The sequence below is a fragment of the Phyllobacterium sp. OV277 genome (genome assembly GCF_900104355.1).
GTDB lineage: Bacteria > Pseudomonadota > Alphaproteobacteria > Rhizobiales > Rhizobiaceae > Phyllobacterium.
This window is the reverse complement of the sequence record NZ_FNIY01000003.1, coordinates 453,715-468,839: the sequence shown is the minus strand read 5'-3', so window position 1 is coordinate 468,839 and position 15,125 is coordinate 453,715. Positions and strand designations below refer to the sequence as shown.

At 56.0% G+C, this 15,125-nt stretch carries 17 protein-coding genes; 11 read left to right on the top strand and 6 right to left on the bottom strand.

Translation table 11 applies throughout. The features are described from left to right. Positions 1 to 71 precede the first annotated feature (71 nt). Together fabI and BLU05_RS14180 are read left to right on the top strand one after the other, a co-directional pair. Positions 72 to 890, top strand: coding sequence for an enoyl-ACP reductase FabI (gene fabI, locus BLU05_RS14185; RefSeq protein WP_091880942.1), 819 nt, complete (start codon positions 72 to 74; stop codon positions 888 to 890). A 13-nt stretch (positions 891 to 903) separates the two neighbouring features. Next, a complete protein-coding gene (locus BLU05_RS14180) occupies positions 904 to 1,494 on the top strand; it encodes a histidine phosphatase family protein (RefSeq protein ID WP_091881195.1) in 591 nt (196 codons plus the stop codon). Positions 1,495 to 1,526: 32 nt separating this feature from the next. On the opposite strand, the gene BLU05_RS14175 is transcribed toward BLU05_RS14180, so the two are convergent. Continuing rightward, a complete protein-coding gene (locus BLU05_RS14175; protein ID WP_091880941.1) occupies positions 1,527 to 1,781 on the bottom strand; it encodes a DUF1344 domain-containing protein in 255 nt (84 codons plus the stop codon). Between the two features lie 171 nt (positions 1,782 to 1,952). On the opposite strand from BLU05_RS14175, the gene aroC reads away from it, so the two are divergent. Continuing rightward, on the top strand, positions 1,953 to 3,047 hold the full coding sequence (gene aroC / locus BLU05_RS14170; RefSeq protein WP_091880939.1) for a chorismate synthase: 1,095 nt from the start codon (positions 1,953 to 1,955) through the stop codon (positions 3,045 to 3,047). 15 nt (positions 3,048 to 3,062) lie between these two features. Then, positions 3,063 to 4,166: a 3,4-dihydroxy-2-butanone-4-phosphate synthase gene (gene ribB, locus BLU05_RS14165; RefSeq protein WP_091880937.1), complete on the top strand. Its 1,104-nt coding sequence runs from the start codon at positions 3,063 to 3,065 to the stop codon at positions 4,164 to 4,166. 236 nt (positions 4,167 to 4,402) lie between these two features. Here the strand turns inward: ribB and BLU05_RS14160 are convergent, their stop codons facing one another. Continuing rightward, a complete protein-coding gene (locus BLU05_RS14160; RefSeq protein WP_091880935.1) occupies positions 4,403 to 4,726 on the bottom strand; it encodes a hypothetical protein in 324 nt (107 codons plus the stop codon). Positions 4,727 to 4,820: 94 nt separating this feature from the next. On the opposite strand from BLU05_RS14160, the gene BLU05_RS14155 reads away from it, so the two are divergent. After that, the gene (locus BLU05_RS14155) at positions 4,821 to 5,033 is read left to right on the top strand and encodes a helix-turn-helix domain-containing protein (protein ID WP_091880933.1); all 213 of its coding nucleotides are present in this window, start codon (positions 4,821 to 4,823) and stop codon (positions 5,031 to 5,033) included. A 646-nt stretch (positions 5,034 to 5,679) separates the two neighbouring features. Here the strand turns inward: BLU05_RS14155 and BLU05_RS14145 are convergent. Next, the gene (locus tag BLU05_RS14145; protein ID WP_091880930.1) at positions 5,680 to 6,138 is read right to left on the bottom strand and encodes an Lrp/AsnC family transcriptional regulator; all 459 of its coding nucleotides are present in this window, start codon (positions 6,136 to 6,138) and stop codon (positions 5,680 to 5,682) included. A 137-nt stretch (positions 6,139 to 6,275) separates the two neighbouring features. Between BLU05_RS14145 and BLU05_RS14140 the strand changes: the two genes are divergently transcribed. Continuing rightward, entirely contained in the window at positions 6,276 to 7,559 is a 1,284-nt protein-coding gene (locus tag BLU05_RS14140; RefSeq protein WP_091880928.1) for a cystathionine gamma-synthase family protein, read from the top strand. A 14-nt stretch (positions 7,560 to 7,573) separates the two neighbouring features. On the opposite strand, the gene BLU05_RS14135 is transcribed toward BLU05_RS14140, so the two are convergent. Genes BLU05_RS14135 through BLU05_RS14125 form a run of 3 tightly spaced genes read right to left on the bottom strand, consistent with a single transcriptional unit; the run spans position 7,574 to position 9,938 of the window. Beyond that, positions 7,574 to 8,257, bottom strand: a complete 684-nt coding sequence (locus tag BLU05_RS14135) for a hypothetical protein (RefSeq protein ID WP_091880926.1) — start codon at positions 8,255 to 8,257, stop codon at positions 7,574 to 7,576. Then, positions 8,254 to 8,904: a hypothetical protein gene (locus BLU05_RS14130; protein ID WP_091880924.1), complete on the bottom strand. Its 651-nt coding sequence runs from the start codon at positions 8,902 to 8,904 to the stop codon at positions 8,254 to 8,256. The genes BLU05_RS14135 and BLU05_RS14130 overlap by 4 nt, the downstream gene beginning before the upstream one ends. Then, a complete protein-coding gene (locus tag BLU05_RS14125; protein ID WP_091880923.1) occupies positions 8,901 to 9,938 on the bottom strand; it encodes a hypothetical protein in 1,038 nt (345 codons plus the stop codon). The genes BLU05_RS14130 and BLU05_RS14125 overlap by 4 nt, the downstream gene beginning before the upstream one ends. A 252-nt stretch (positions 9,939 to 10,190) precedes the next feature. Between BLU05_RS14125 and BLU05_RS14120 the strand changes: the two genes are divergently transcribed. The 5 genes from BLU05_RS14120 (at position 10,191) to BLU05_RS14100 (ending at position 15,119) form a co-directional block, all read left to right on the top strand. Beyond that, positions 10,191 to 11,117 carry a histone deacetylase family protein gene (locus BLU05_RS14120; protein ID WP_091880921.1) on the top strand — a complete coding sequence of 309 codons (927 nt, stop codon included), beginning with the start codon at positions 10,191 to 10,193 and terminating at the stop codon, positions 11,115 to 11,117. A gap of 4 nt (positions 11,118 to 11,121) precedes the next feature. Next, on the top strand, positions 11,122 to 11,376 hold the full coding sequence (locus tag BLU05_RS14115) for an exodeoxyribonuclease VII small subunit (protein ID WP_091880920.1): 255 nt from the start codon (positions 11,122 to 11,124) through the stop codon (positions 11,374 to 11,376). 64 nt (positions 11,377 to 11,440) lie between these two features. After that, entirely contained in the window at positions 11,441 to 12,364 is a 924-nt protein-coding gene (locus BLU05_RS14110; protein WP_091880918.1) for a pirin family protein, read from the top strand. A 91-nt stretch (positions 12,365 to 12,455) separates the two neighbouring features. Continuing rightward, complete coding sequence (gene dxs / locus BLU05_RS14105; protein ID WP_091880917.1) at positions 12,456 to 14,375, top strand: 1-deoxy-D-xylulose-5-phosphate synthase; 1,920 nt, start codon at positions 12,456 to 12,458, stop codon at positions 14,373 to 14,375. A gap of 6 nt (positions 14,376 to 14,381) precedes the next feature. Further along, entirely contained in the window at positions 14,382 to 15,119 is a 738-nt protein-coding gene (locus BLU05_RS14100; RefSeq protein WP_091880915.1) for a TlyA family RNA methyltransferase, read from the top strand. The last annotated feature ends 6 nt before the right edge of the window (positions 15,120 to 15,125 follow it).

Genomic DNA, 15,125 nt, shown 5'->3' with positions numbered 1-15,125 from the left:
GATGCTTGAAGCCCGGCGCGGGCTGTGCGATACCGCAAATCAATCATATGTCTTTCGTGAAGGGTTGGTAAATGACCGCCAAAACTGGTTTGATGCAAGGTAAACGCGGACTTATTATGGGCGTTGCCAATAATCGGTCGATCGCCTGGGGCATTGCCAAGGCTGCCCATGATGCCGGTGCCGAACTTGCTTTTACCTATCAGGGTGATGCGCTGAAGAAGCGTGTGGAGCCTCTGGCTCAGGAACTTGGCGCATTTCTTTGCGGCCATTGTGATGTTTCTGATGCCTCGACCATCGACGCGTGTTTTGCGGCGTTGGAAGAAAAATGGGGCAAGATCGACTTTCTGGTGCATGCCATCGGCTTCTCCGACAAGGATGAACTGACTGGCCGCTATGTCGATACATCGGAAGCAAATTTCACCAAGACCATGTTGATCTCGGTGTTCTCGCTGACAGCCGTTGCCAAGCGTGCTGAAAAGCTGATGACCGATGGCGGCTCGATCCTGACGCTGACTTATTACGGCGCAGAAAAAGTCATGCCGAACTACAACGTCATGGGTGTCGCCAAGGCAGCGCTGGAAGCCAGTGTGAAATATCTGGCTGTTGATCTTGGCCCGGATAATATCCGCGTCAACGCGATCTCCGCTGGCCCGATCAAGACGCTGGCAGCATCAGGTATTGGCGATTTCCGCTATATTCTCAAGTGGAACGAGTACAACGCGCCGTTGCGCCGTACCGTTACGATCGAGGAAGTTGGCGATGCCGGTCTTTATTTCCTTTCTGATCTGTCGCGCTCGGTAACGGGCGAAATTCACCATGCCGACAGCGGCTATCATGTCGTTGGCATGAAGGCTGTGGACGCACCGGATATCTCTGTCGTCAAGGACTGACCTTAAAGTGCATTTGCCGGACTCGATTGTTTATTTCTCGCGTCACGGCGAGACAGACTGGAACGTGTCCGAACGCATTCAGGGGCAGGAAGACGTCGATATCAATGGGCGCGGCCAGTTGCAGGCCGTGCGCAATGGCGACCTCCTGAAATCATTGATCGGTGAGGGTGCAGGCTTTGACTTTGTCGCCAGCCCCCTGCGCCGCACGCGCGACACGATGGAGCGGATCAGAACACGCATGGGCATTGACCCATGGGCCTACCGCACCGATGACCGCCTTATGGAAGTGAATTTCGGCGAATGGCAGGGCTATATGATGGCGGATATTGAACTCCGCTCGCCCGAAATGGTCGCCGCACGCGCCAGGGACAAATGGAATTTTATTCCACCCGGCCCAACGGCTGAAAGCTATGCAACATTGGCAAAACGGATGGGAAACTGGCTATCGGAAGTCCGGGAGCCGACCGTGTGCGTGACACATGGTGGCTGTATGCGGACAATTTTTCAGATGGTCGAAGGACTTGATGGCCACGATGCCGCGAATCTTTCCATCACTCAGGATAAAATTCTGCGCCTTGAAAAGGGCCGCCTGACCTGGATGTAACCACCCAGGTCTAAATCATTGGAAACAGATGCTTATTGCACCGTCTCTTCAATATCGGTGATAAAGCGCTCTTTATTGACCAGATCAAACATGATTGTGACCTTCATACCCTTGTCGATGGCGCTGAAATCGAACTCGCCCGGCAGTTTGTAGACCTTGCCATCATCAAGCGTAATGGTCGAATTGACTTCATCGATTTTGGTGATCGTGCCCTGCGCATCGTCGGCGAGCGCGCCGACTGGAAGCAGGGAAGCGACAAACATGAATGTTGCGACGATGAAACGCATTTTGATATCCTCTTTAATCAAAATCTGGTGGCCGATTTGTTGCTCAACTTAAAGCGTCCAACTGTGGCAAAACAATTGCTTTTTTCGTGGCGGAACAAGGAATTTCAGCGGCGGGTTTGACCACAGGCGTAAACGCTCATAAAACCCCCTGACGCAACACCGGATACCCTCATGTCGCATAATACTTTCGGTCATCTTTTTCGTGTCACAACCTGGGGTGAAAGCCATGGAATCGCACTTGGTTGCGTGGTTGACGGCTGTCCCCCCGGCATAAGCTTTAGCGAGGCCGAGATTCAAGCCTATCTCGACAAGCGCAAGCCGGGCCAGTCGAAATACACCACCCAGCGCCGCGAGCCCGATCAGGTAAAGGTCCTGTCCGGTTTCATGCTGCAGGATGACGGTGTGACAATGATCTCCACCGGCACGCCGATTTCGATGATGATCGAGAATACGGACCAGCGCTCCAAGGATTATGGCGATATTGCCCGCCAGTATCGCCCCGGCCACGCGGATTATACCTATGACGTGAAATATGGCATTCGCGATTATCGCGGCGGCGGCCGCTCATCAGCCCGCGAAACCGCAGCGCGCGTCGCCGCCGGTGCCATTGCCCGCAAGGTCGTGCCCGGCCTGATCGTGCGCGGTGCGCTTGTTGGTATGGGTATTCATAGCATCGACCGTGATCGCTGGGATTGGGACGAGGTGGATAATAACCCGTTCTTCACACCGGACCCCGGCTCCGTCGATGTCTTTGCCGGATATCTCGATGGTATCCGCAAGGCCGGTTCGTCCATTGGTGCAGTTGTCGAGATTGTCGCGGAAAACGTGCCTGCCGGTCTCGGCGCGCCTGTCTATGGCAAGCTTGATCAGGATATTGCCAGCTATCTCATGTCCATCAATGCGGTGAAGGGCGTTGAAATCGGCGACGGTTTCGAATCGGCCAAGCTTAGCGGCGAGGAAAATGCCGACCAGATGCGCATGGACAATCACGGCAAGCCGATTTTCCTGTCGAATCATGCCGGTGGCATTCTCGGCGGCATTTCCAGTGGCGCTCCGGTTGTCGCGCGCTTTGCCGTCAAGCCCACATCATCAATCCTCACCCCGCGCCAGAGTATCGATGCCGATGGCAAGCAGGTGGATGTGATGACCAAGGGCCGCCACGATCCCTGTGTTGGCATCCGCGCTGTACCCATTGGCGAAGCCATGGTTGCCTGCGCAATTGCCGATCATTATCTCAGACATCGCGGCCAGACCGGTCGCATTTAAGCAAGAGGCGCAACAATGGCTTACAATCAAAAACGGGTCGTCGATGCGCTGCGCGCTTTCGAACGCGGTGAAATCGTCGTTGTCATGGATGATGACGGGCGCGAGAACGAAGGCGATCTGATCGTTGCTGCCGTTCACTGCACGCCGGAAAAGATGGCGTTCATCGTGCGCCATACATCAGGCATCGTTTGCACACCCATGCCGCGCGAACACGCCAAGCGCCTCAACCTCACACCCATGGTGGCCGAGAACGATGCGCCGCATTCAACCGCCTTCACGGTGACGGTCGACTACAAGCACGGCACCACCACCGGCATTTCCGCCGATGACCGCACCTTGACCGTGCGCAATCTGGCCAATCCCAATGCGGGCGCGACCGACTTTGTGCGTCCCGGTCATATCTTCCCGTTGATCGCCCGCGAGGGCGGCGTGCTGATGCGTTCCGGCCATACGGAAGCCGCCGTTGATCTGTGCAAGCTTGCTGGTCTGCCGCCGGTTGGCGTCATCTGCGAACTCGTCAATGATGATGGTTCGGTCATGCGCGGCCCGCAAGTTGCCAGCTTTGCCGAAACCCATACCCTGCATCAGGTGACAGTGGCCGACCTCATCGCCTATCGCCAGCGCAAGGAAACCCTGATCGAGCGCATCGGCGAATATGAGATCGATACCTGTGCCGGCAAGGCAAAGGCCATCACCTATGCGCTGCCATGGGAGCCGATGCACCATGCGGCCATCGTCTATGGCGATATCCGCGACGGCGAGGATGTGCCTGTTCGCCTGCAGCGCGAGGACATCCTCAGCGACGTGTTCGGCACCCGCAACACGCTCGACAGCATCATGAAGCGCATTGCCGAGGAAAAGCGCGGCGTGATTGTTTATCTGCGTGAAGGCTCCGTCGGCGTTGGCCGCGACGACGACCGCAACCGCGCCACCCTGCAGGAGCGCGAAGCCCACGCCGAAGCCAAGGTCCGCGAGGAAGAATGGCGCCAGATCGGCCTCGGCGCGCAAATCCTGAAAGACCTCGGCATCACCTCAATCCGGCTGCTGTCTTCACGCGAACGCCATTATGTCGGTCTTGAGGGGTTTGGTATCCAGATTACGCGGACGGATATTATCTAGGCTGAGATGGGTTGAGGGGGCTCGATTCTTTTCGTTGATAAGTTGTAAAAACCTCTCGGTGCGTGGTTCGACAGGCTCACCATGAGGGAGAGGGAAGCTGCAAAGGTAATCACCAACGTTGCAGAATGACCTAAATTGCAGAACTTGGCTCCTTTTCATCACCCCTCTCCCTCATGGTGAGCCTGTCGAACCACGAACCGATAGCGCTGCAAATCTCTCTCGTATGATTGTATAAACTAACGTTTTGCAGGCGGATCACTCTCGGCATATTCAAACGCTTCGCTCGGTCCCTGATCGAGGAAAAGCAGCGCAGGGTTATCACCCACCTGCTTTACATGGCTGATAATATGAACCCGGTTTTGCGCATCGCGATGGACTGAATAAACAAGTTCTCCATCCAACACTCTGTTTACCCGCTTGCTGTCGATCCTAAACCGCAGCGTCAGCGCCATCAGTCCAAGCACAAAGGCAGGCGGGACCAGTAGCCATAATGCCTTGATCCAGTCCGGGGAAGCTCGAAACGTATCAAGCAAGTGAGCCCAGAAATTGTAGTCGTTCATTATCTGTACTCCGCTGACCAGCACAAGCCGTTAGCTTAAAAATATGTATTAAAATACATGGAAGAAATCGCTGTCAAGCGGCTTCGTGCCACCTATGGATATCAAAAAGCGATTTGGGTTGGCGGTGAAGGAACGACGGGGTGCTCTTGGCATTTCGCAGGAAGAACTGGCCATGCGAATTGGCGCAGATCAGGCTTATGTCAGCCGCGTTGAAGCTGGGCAGATGAATGTCACCCTAGAAACCGCCGAGCAGATCGCGGTGGCGGTTCAGTCGGATGTTGCGGAATTGCTTGGTGGTTCGACATAACAACCATGAGGGAGAGGGGTGGGTTGCGGGGAGTCAAGTTCCGCAATCTTTGCGCTGTACCCTTAGCGCTGCATCCTTTTGCACTACAATCTCTGCGATTAGCGGTGCATCCACCCAAGCCCCTCATGGTTGTTATGTCGAACCACGAACCACGAACCACGAACCACGAACCATGCAGCTGTGGTGCTCACCCCCCTCTGTCCTGTCGGACATCTCCCCCACAGGGGGGGAGATCAGCTGTATCGCCGCCTTTGCACAATCTGCAACGTTTCCGGTTATGGGAAAGCATTACCGTCAATGTGATCTCCCCCCTTGTGGGGGAGATGTCCGACAGGACAGAGGGGGGTGATTGTATCCATCAACATTTCAATTGCGGAACATACTCCCCCATCACCACACTCGCTTTCGCGTCTGGCTATTGAATTGATGGCTGCATCAACATCGCGCGTGGTTCGACAAGCTCACCATGAGGGAGAGGGGTGATGAAAGGGAGCCAAGTTCCGCAACCTTTGCGCTGCACCTTTAGCGCTAAATCTTTTTGCGCCCAATCTTTGCGATTAGCGTTGCATCCTCACTCTCCCTCATGGTGAGCTTGTCGAACCACGAACCACGAACCACGAACCAACAACCCTGCAACATCAGCCCCCTAAACCCGGCGTTCCTTGATCGTGTTCATGACAAAACTCGTCTCAATAGATGCCACACATTTCAGCCGGGCGATTTTTTCCTTGATGAAGCGCTCATACTGTTCCAGCCCGGCGCTCATCACTTTCAGCACATAATCGCGCGAGCCGGTGACGAGGTGGCATTCCAGCACTTCGTCCCAGCCACGAATGGCTTCCTCGAACATGACGATCTCGTCCTCATGCTGGCGGCTGAGGCGGATCGTGGCGATGGCTGCCATGGTCCAGCCTTCAATCACCGGGTCGACGAGCGCCGTATAGCCCCGGATGATTCCCGCTTCCTCCATGCGCCGCAAACGCCGCAGGCAGGGCGAGGGCGACAGCCCGACGCGCTCGGCCAGCTCATTATTGGTGATCCGCGCGTCCGCCTGCAATTCCTTCAAAATGCGTCTGTCAGTCTCGTCAGCAATTTTCTGCGTCATATCTTTTCATTCTTGGCAATTGTTTGCCGCAATCAATGCAATTTGATCACAAAAAGCAAGGATTGATCACTGCATTTGATATAATTTGCTTAAGACACTCCATCTCTCATACCCAAGATTCGCCCAAGGAGATTCGCATGGCCGCTCCCCATCCGTACAAGACCCACATCGGCAACCACAAATTGCATCCCGAAACATTGATGCTCAATTATGGTTTTGATCCTGAATTGTCGGAAGGCGCGGTAAAACCCCCGGTCTTTCTGACCTCGACTTTTGTGTTCAAGAACGCCGAGGAGGGCCGCGACTTTTTCGATTTCGTCTCTGGCCGTAAGGAACCGCCGGCGGGCGTCGGCGCCGGCCTCGTCTATTCGCGCTTCAACCATCCCAACAGTGAGATCGTGGAGGATCGTCTGGCCGTCTATGAGCGCACGGAAAGCTGCGCGCTTTTCTCCTCCGGCATGTCGGCGATCGCCACGACACTGCTGGCGTTTGTGCGCCCCGGTGATGCGGTGCTGCATTCGCAACCGCTTTACGGCGGCACGGAAACGCTGCTCGCCAAGACCTTCCTCAATATGGGCGTGGCGGCAGTCGGCTTTGCCGATGGGGTCAACGAAGCCACCGTGCAGGCAGCCGCCGACCAAGCCATGGCCAAGGGACGCGTTTCCATCATTCTCATCGAAACACCTGCCAACCCCACCAACAGTCTGGTGGATGTGGCGATGATCCGTAGGGTTGCCGATGCGATCGGTAAGAAGCAGGGGCACACACCGGTTATCGCCTGTGACAACACCTTGCTCGGGCCAGTGTTCCAGCGCCCCATCGAGCATGGTGCCGACATCTCGCTCTATTCGTTGACCAAATATGTCGGCGGCCATTCCGATCTCATTGCCGGTGCTGCGCTTGGATCGAAAGCCGTGATGAAACAGGTCAAGGCGCTGCGCGGTGCCATCGGCACCCAGCTTGATCCGCATTCCTGCTGGATGCTGGGCCGCTCGCTGGAAACGCTAAGCATCCGCATGGAAAAGGCCAACAACAATGCGCTGGCCATCGCCGATTTCCTGCGCGATCATCCGAAAGTGGAAAAGATCCACTATCTGCCCTACCACGATGCAAACTCGCCGCTCGGCCGCACATTTGCCGCGCAGTGCACGGGGGCCGGTTCAACTTTCTCCTTTGATATCAAGGGCGGCCAGCCCGCAGCCTTCAAATTCCTCAATGCGCTGCAAATCCTCAAACTGGCGGTCAGCCTCGGCGGAACAGAATCCCTTGCCAGCCATCCTGCTACCATGACCCATTCAGGCGTGCCTGTGGATGTCAGGCAGAAGATCGGCGTTCTGGATTCGACCATCCGGCTGTCCATCGGCATTGAACATCCGGATGATCTGATCGCGGACCTCACTCAGGCTTTGAGTGAGGCTTAAGGCGGGGTATCCCGTCATTCCAGCGGGAAGGGCGTGGATTCCCAGTATTTCGATAGTTTGAGGTTTTTGATCGTCTTGGCCTCCAGTTCATGCAGGCATTTGGCCACTTCTGCCCGGTCCTCGGCAATGAGGGCCGGACAGAGCGAGGGGTAATGAGCTTCCAGACTCAGCCGCATTCCCTCTCGTTTTTCGATGATATGTCTTGCGGTTTCAAAGTCGCCAATGGCCGCTGCCAGCAGGAACCGCGCATAATACATGAACTCGAATGGGGTGAGATTATTCTCGGGGCGTTGGGCAAAAGCCATCATCTGCTCGAAGGTGGTCATCTCACGCAGTGGCTCCAACGAAGCCTCGATAAAGCGCAGCATCAACTCGATATTTTCAGGGTAGCGGGTATCCCATTTGCCAAAGCGGGGATCATTTCTCCTTTTATGGATCAGATCGGGATCAGCCTCTTCGAAAGAGAGATAGATTAAATGGTCTCCCCATCCGATACCCTGAGTGGTCGATCCGCTGTATGTGAGACAGACGCTGGTGGCTGGAACGAAGATGTGACGATCGCCGCTGCGATCAATAAAGACGCCACGAACGAAATGTCGCACTGGCGTCAATATAAGGTATCGCCCGACCAGCGCTAAATCAGCATGGCGCGCGAGGAGCGGTTGGATGATTTCTTTGACTTGCGTGATCGTGGTCATCTGGACACCTCAAGTTCCAACGGGAAGGGTGTCGGTTCCCAGAACTTCTCCAGCTTGTATGTCTTGATCGTCTGGGCTTCCCATGCGTGCAGGATTTTTGCAATTTCCGCGCGATCTCTGGCTAGCAGTGCGGGATAGAAAGACGGTGCCAAATATGCGAGATAAAATTGCATATCGGGCAACGGCTCGACGATAGATTGAGCAAGGTCGAAATCGCCAACTGCCGTTGCAATCAGCATTTCAAAGAAACGATCCCTGTCATAATAATCACCCGAAGCGCGATATCGTTCGGTCAATACCCGATAATGATCGAACGTCTTCGTGGAGCGCAGTCTCGGAAGAATTTTATCTTCGAGCAAATCAAAAAACCGTTGGACGGCGTCGGGATTCGTAGCGTCCCAAAAGCCCCTTCCGGGGTCAGTAAGGTAATCGCCTCGACCCAGATAGCCGGCGTCACTCGGTGGTATGAGGATATCGACCACGGTTCTTGGGTTAAACATCTCGGGTGTTCGACAATAGTCCAGGTAAATTCCGCGCCGAAGGTGATGAATGGGTCCAACGACCATGAAACGGCCCACCATTGCCAGATCGCTATGACGTTCAAGCAACGGTTTTACCATTTTGCGAATTTGCGCCCCGGTAGTCATGGCCGAGTATCCTCCATGAACGTGCCTTGGCCCGGTCTCATTTCGATAATCGTAAAGCCTGACGGTCCAAAATTCTTTGCAACAGCGTATGAAATCTCTTTGATGCGGCCCAGACCCAAACGCGCATGACCAGTTTTAATGTCATAAACACAAGCCATTTGGGGGCTTACTTTTTCCAGCACATCGATGCGGAGAGAACCTTTCATACCTCGGGTAACATCACTCCTGAGGTGTGCACCTCCCGCAATTTCGCCCAGATATTTCATGTATGATTCTTCTGCCTTCAAATCGGGATCCTCCATCGCCTTTATTTGATGCTCGAGATTAGTGTGAACAGCGGTGCCATAGTTCGCAGCGCTGCGGTAAGCTGACCTTGGACCGGCTGCAAACTGCGCAATATCCGTTTGCGTTTGGACAGTCATGAATTTCGGGCACAATTTACGAGCCTCATCCCGCTCAAGCTCCTTCATGGTAGCAAATACGCGCTGCGGGCTGGTACCCGGGTCAAACGCCCGCGCACGAAACGTGAGCGACGGTATTGTATTTCTATCTTTAACCGCGACTGCGGAATTGTATTGGGCGAGTGCCTCTTCCAAGGGATAGGCAAGCTGACGATCGTCAAGCAATTGGACGAGAGAGACCAATTGTCCGACTTTAGGTAGCCGCCGTAAATAAGGCGATGCGATGCGGCTCGCATTTCCCCACCAACTGGCAGAGGGCTTGGAGGAGTTCTGCCCACTGTTTTGGGTTGCGTCGCTGTTTCCAGCACCTCCGCCATCGATCCACCTCCCGCCTTCGCGGGTTCCCGCAGGCTCGCGCGGCTGGTCTGGGTCATACTTTCGCCAGAGGTCGATTTCCGCCTGAAATCGGAGTTCCGCCTCCAGCATCGCCCGCTCGTTTTCAAGCTGGCGATATTGCCTGCTGCGCAGGCTGCTATGCGGCGCTATCTTCAGCGCTTTGAGTTGCAGTTCATTGGCGGAAATGTGCCATCGGAGCCGGAGATTTCTGGAAGAATGTTCACCATGCAATGTCATGAATACTATCCCTTAAAAGGACAATATTCCTATAGCAAGCAAGCCATCGTCAATTAGACGTTGGTCGGAATTTTCGACGAAATTTCAGAGATTCTTGCCATCGCCGGTTGAACGTGTCCGAATTTTGCCACCGGAGAAAGAGGCGCACTCATCAGCCCTTTGCCTCTTGTGCAAAGCGCGGCGTCTGTGCAAATTCTCTTCATGCGACCTTAGGGTTGTACTGATGTCCATTCACAGTTGCAGAAAGCCGATATGGTCACCCGTCTTTATTCGCACCCGATCTATCTGGAACATCTAACGCCTGTCGGTCACCCTGAACGGCCGGACCGCTTGCGTGCGCTTACCAAGGTTTTGGAGGACAGTGCTTTTGACGCGCTGGATCGTACGCTGTCGCCACTGGGCGATGAAGCGACCATCCTTTATGCGCACCCCGAGCATTTCGTCGAGCGGGTGCGCCAGGCAGTGCCGGAGGAGGGAATGACCCGCGTCGATGCGGATACATCCGTCAGTCCGAAGAGCTGGGAAGCGGCGCTCACCGCCATCGGTGCGGCCAATGCGGCTGTTGATGATGTGTTTGCGGGCCGGGCGGATAATGTTTTTGTGGCGTCGCGTCCGCCGGGCCATCATGCGGAGCGCAACCGCGCCATGGGGTTCTGCCTGTTCAACAACGCAGCCATCGCCGCTCGCCACGCGCAGAAGGCGCATGGGGCTGAGCGCGTTGCTATTGTTGATTGGGATGTGCATCACGGCAATGGCACGCAGGATATTTTCTGGGACGATCCGTCGGTGCTTTATTGCTCCACGCACCAGATGCCGCTTTATCCCGGCACGGGGGCCAAGGATGAAACCGGTGCGGGCAATATCGTCAATGCACCATTGGCGCCGCAGACCGGAAGCGAGCACTTTCGCGAGGCGTTCAACACGCGTGTTTTGCCATCGATTGACAGTTTCAAACCGGATCTGATCATCATCTCAGCCGGTTTTGATGCGCATCATCGTGATCCACTGGCCGAGATCAATCTGGACGAGGATGATTTTGACTGGGCGACCGGCGTTTTGCTGGAAAGAGCTGGGAAGTATGCGTCGAACCGGGTTGTCAGCCTGCTGGAAGGCGGATACGACCTCAAGGGCATGTCGCTCTCCGCTGGCGCACATATCAAACGTTTGATGAAAGGTTGAAACCATGGCCGATGTACAACCCAACTCCGATATCGCCGCCATGAGTTTTGAGCAGGCGCTCGATCAACTGGAAAAGATTGTGGATGATCTGGAGCGCGGCGATGTGCCGCTTGAGCAGTCCATCCGCATTTATGAACGCGGCGAAGCCCTGAAAAAACATTGCGATACGCTGCTGCGTGCCGCTGAGGACAAGGTTGAGAAGATCAGGCTGGGCCGCGATGGCCAGCCCGTCGGCACCGAGCCGCTCGACCCGGAATAGGCACGGCTGTTCAGGTAAGCTGCGAGACGCTATGATGCGGCTCCAATAGGTTGGAGCAGCATTGATGAGCTTTTTCCCCGGCAATGATCCGCACCCCGGCGACACGACAGCCGTTGATTCGATTGAAACGCTCATCATTCCACGCACCAGCGATATTGGTGGCTTTCAGGTTCGCCGCGCCCTGCCGACGGCAAAGCGGCGGCTCGTCGGACCGTTCATTTTCTTCGACCGCATGGGCCCTGCAATCCTGCGCCCTGATGACGCGCTGGATGTGCGCCCGCATCCGCATATCGGACTGTCGACAGTGACCTATCTCTTCGACGGCAATATCCGCCACCGCGACAGTCTTGGGACCGAAATGGTCATCCGTCCGGGCGATGTTAATCTGATGACGGCGGGACGCGGTATCGTCCATTCTGAACGCTCGCCTGAGGAGTTGCGCACCCAGCCCTTGCCTATATCCGGTTTGCAGACATGGCTGGCGCTACCCGATCATCTGGAAGAAATCGACCCGACCTTTGCCAATACGGCGGCGGGGGAATTGCCCGTCCTGCATGAGGCCGGAATGGAAGCCCGTGTGGTCATGGGCGCGTTTCATGGGGCGGGATCGTCCGTCAAACAGCATGCGGAAACGCTCTATGTCGACATCCGCCTGCAACCGGGTGGGCATATCCAGATACCAGCGAATGCCGCCGAGGAACGGGCGATCTATACGCTGGATGGATCGGTAGAGATCTCAGGCGAGAGTTTTCCCGCCGACCGCCTGCTGGCTTTCAGAACTGGCGATGAAATTGTCATATCCGCACCGCAAGGTGCGCATTTCATGCTGTTTGGCGGTGCAACCATGCCATCGAAGCGCTATATCTGGTGGAATTTCGTTTCGTCTTCGAAAGAGCGGATCGAGCAGGCCAAGGAAGAATGGCGCTCGGGCCGTTTTGATATCGTACCGGGTGACGAGGAAGAGTTCATACCCCTGCCTGAAAATTGACATGGGTAAGGAGAAAGCTGCACTTCTTGCTGCTTGCCCCGAATTCATCTAGGAAACCGCAAGAAGTGACCCTGGAACTGGAACCTGTGCTTTGGCGAAGAAACTGGAAACACCGCTGCTTGACCGCGTCATAATCCCTCCGGATTTACGCGCCCTGCCGGAATCGGATCTGCCTGAGCTGGCACAGGAGTTGCGGGCGGAACTGGTGGATGCTGTTTCAACCACCGGCGGTCATCTCGGTGCGGGTCTGGGTGTGGTGGAACTCACCGTTGCCTTGCACCATGTTTTTGATACGCCTCATGATCGGATCATCTGGGATGTCGGCCATCAGGCCTATCCGCACAAGATATTGACTGGCCGCCGTGACCGTATCCGCACCTTGCGGCAGGAGGGCGGTCTCTCAGGGTTCACCAAGCGCAGCGAAAGCGCATATGATCCATTCGGTGCGGCGCATTCGTCTACATCCATTTCAGCCGGGCTTGGCATGGCGGTTGCCAGCAAGCTCTCGGGCCAAAAGCGCAATGTGATCTCGGTTATTGGTGATGGCGCCATGTCTGCGGGCATGGCCTATGAGGCGATGAACAATGCCGGAGCGCTCGACGCGCGGCTGATCGTCATCCTCAACGACAATGATATGTCGATTGCTCCGCCCACGGGTGCCATGAGCGCCTATCTGGCGCGGCTGGTATCGGGGCGGACATACCGCTCCATCCGCGAGACCGCCAAGCAATTGGCCAAGAAACTCCCGAAATTTCTGCAGGAAAAGGCGCGGCTTTCGGAAGAATATGTGCGCGGGTTCTGGACTGGCGGCACCATGTTCGAAGAGCTTGGCTTTTACTATGTCGGGCCTATCGATGGGCATAATCTCGATCATCTTTTGCCGGTTCTGAAAAATGTCCGCGATACGATGAACGGTCCCGTGCTCGTGCATGTGGTCACGCAAAAGGGCAAAGGCTATGCCCCGGCGGAAGCTGCCGCCGACAAATATCATGGTGTCAACAAGTTTGATGTCATCACCGGCGCGCAGGCGAAACCGCCTGCCAATGCACCAAGCTATACCAAGATTTTCGCAACCAGCCTGATTGAGGAAGCGCGCCACGACGACAAGATTGTTGCCGTGACTGCCGCCATGCCGGGCGGAACCGGGCTTGATCTCTTTGGTGAAGTCTTTCCTGACAGGGTATTTGATGTCGGCATTGCTGAACAGCATGCGGTGACTTTTGCCGCTGGTCTGGCAACGGAAGGGTTCAAGCCGTTCGCTGCGATCTATTCCACCTTCCTGCAACGTGGCTACGATCAGGTCGTGCACGACGTTTCCCTGCAAAACCTGCCGGTGCGTTTCCCCATTGACCGGGCCGGGCTGGTCGGTGCTGACGGTGCCACCCATGCAGGTTCGTTTGATACGGGCTTCCTTGCGGCATTGCCGGGCTTTGTCGTCATGGCCGCATCCGATGAAGCGGAACTGCGCCATATGGTGCGCACCGCCGCGGACTATGACGAAGGCCCGATTTCCTTCCGCTATCCACGCGGTGACGGCGTTGGCATTGATCTGCCGGAACGGGGTGAAATATTGCAGATCGGCAAGGGCCGCATTATCCGCGAGGGCTCCAAGGTCGCACTTCTATCCTTTGGCACGCGCCTGCAGGAATGTCTGGCCGCCGCCGATGAACTTGATGCGGCGGGACTTTCGACAACCGTTGCCGATGCCCGTTTTGCCAAGCCACTGGATGAGGACATGATCCGCCGTCTGGCGCGCGAGCATGAGGTTCTGGTGACGGTGGAAGAGGGCGCTATCGGCGGCTTTGCTTCCCACGTCCTGCATTTCCTCAGCCGCGATGGCCTGCTGGACCATGGCTTGCGGGTTCGCACGCTGACGCTGCCAGACCTTTACCTTGACCATGCCAAGCCGGAAGCTATGTATGCACGGTCGGGGCTGGATCGGGCGGGCATTGTTCAGACCGTGTTTGCAGCGCTTGGCCGCAACACGCTGGCCGCTCCGGCGCGCGCATAATTGGCAATGCGGCTCGATCAACTGCTCGTTGAAAAGGGCCTGTTTGCCAGCCGCTCGCGTGCACGGGATGCCATCGTGCGCGGCACGGTCACTGTTGATAACGCTGTTGTCACCAAACCCGGCGCGACCTTCAACGATACTGCTGATATCAGTGTCGACGATCCGGCAAGCGGCTATGTTTCGCGCGCGGCGCTGAAACTCATTGCCGGGCTTGATCATTTTTCCATTGATGTGAGTGATGTCAATGCACTGGATATCGGCGCATCCACCGGCGGTTTCACGCAGGTCCTTTTGGAACGCGGCGCGACGCATGTCATTGCCGTTGATGTCGGCCATGGCCAGTTGCATGACAGTTTGCGTGCTGATATCCGCGTCACTAACCTTGAAAGCCTGAATGCGCGGGAGCTTTCCCGCGATCATCTGGCTGACAGGACAATCGGTCTGGTGGTTTCGGATGTCAGTTTCATCTCGCTGAAACTCGCCCTGCCACCGGCACTCGATTTGGCCGAGCCCGGCAGCCATTGCGTTCTTCTCGTCAAGCCGCAATTCGAGGCCGGGCGCGAGGCAATCGGCAAGGGCGGCATTTTGCGCGATCCAATGGATGGCGAACGCGTTGCAAATGCTCTAAGGAACTGGCTGGATGGATTGCCGGGCTGGAAAGCCCTGGGGCTTTGCCCTTCGCCTATCGAAGGCGGCGATGGCAATCGCGAATATCTTCTGGCCGGTTTGAAGAGAAAAGATTGAAGAGCT

Coding starts and splice junctions, on each gene's coding strand:
- fabI (WP_091880942.1), top strand. CDS start 72: ATGACCGCCAAAACTGGTTTGATGCAAGGTAAACGCGGACTTATTATG.
- BLU05_RS14175 (WP_091880941.1), bottom strand. CDS start 1,781: ATGCGTTTCATCGTCGCAACATTCATGTTTGTCGCTTCCCTGCTTCCA.
- aroC (WP_091880939.1), top strand. CDS start 1,953: ATGTCGCATAATACTTTCGGTCATCTTTTTCGTGTCACAACCTGGGGT.
- ribB (WP_091880937.1), top strand. CDS start 3,063: ATGGCTTACAATCAAAAACGGGTCGTCGATGCGCTGCGCGCTTTCGAA.
- BLU05_RS14160 (WP_091880935.1), bottom strand. CDS start 4,726: ATGAACGACTACAATTTCTGGGCTCACTTGCTTGATACGTTTCGAGCT.
- BLU05_RS14155 (WP_091880933.1), top strand. CDS start 4,821: ATGGATATCAAAAAGCGATTTGGGTTGGCGGTGAAGGAACGACGGGGT.
- BLU05_RS14145 (WP_091880930.1), bottom strand. CDS start 6,138: ATGACGCAGAAAATTGCTGACGAGACTGACAGACGCATTTTGAAGGAA.
- BLU05_RS14140 (WP_091880928.1), top strand. CDS start 6,276: ATGGCCGCTCCCCATCCGTACAAGACCCACATCGGCAACCACAAATTG.
- BLU05_RS14135 (WP_091880926.1), bottom strand. CDS start 8,257: ATGACCACGATCACGCAAGTCAAAGAAATCATCCAACCGCTCCTCGCG.
- BLU05_RS14130 (WP_091880924.1), bottom strand. CDS start 8,904: ATGACTACCGGGGCGCAAATTCGCAAAATGGTAAAACCGTTGCTTGAA.
- BLU05_RS14125 (WP_091880923.1), bottom strand. CDS start 9,938: ATGACATTGCATGGTGAACATTCTTCCAGAAATCTCCGGCTCCGATGG.
- BLU05_RS14120 (WP_091880921.1), top strand. CDS start 10,191: ATGGTCACCCGTCTTTATTCGCACCCGATCTATCTGGAACATCTAACG.
- BLU05_RS14115 (WP_091880920.1), top strand. CDS start 11,122: ATGGCCGATGTACAACCCAACTCCGATATCGCCGCCATGAGTTTTGAG.
- BLU05_RS14110 (WP_091880918.1), top strand. CDS start 11,441: ATGAGCTTTTTCCCCGGCAATGATCCGCACCCCGGCGACACGACAGCC.
- BLU05_RS14100 (WP_091880915.1), top strand. CDS start 14,382: ATGCGGCTCGATCAACTGCTCGTTGAAAAGGGCCTGTTTGCCAGCCGC.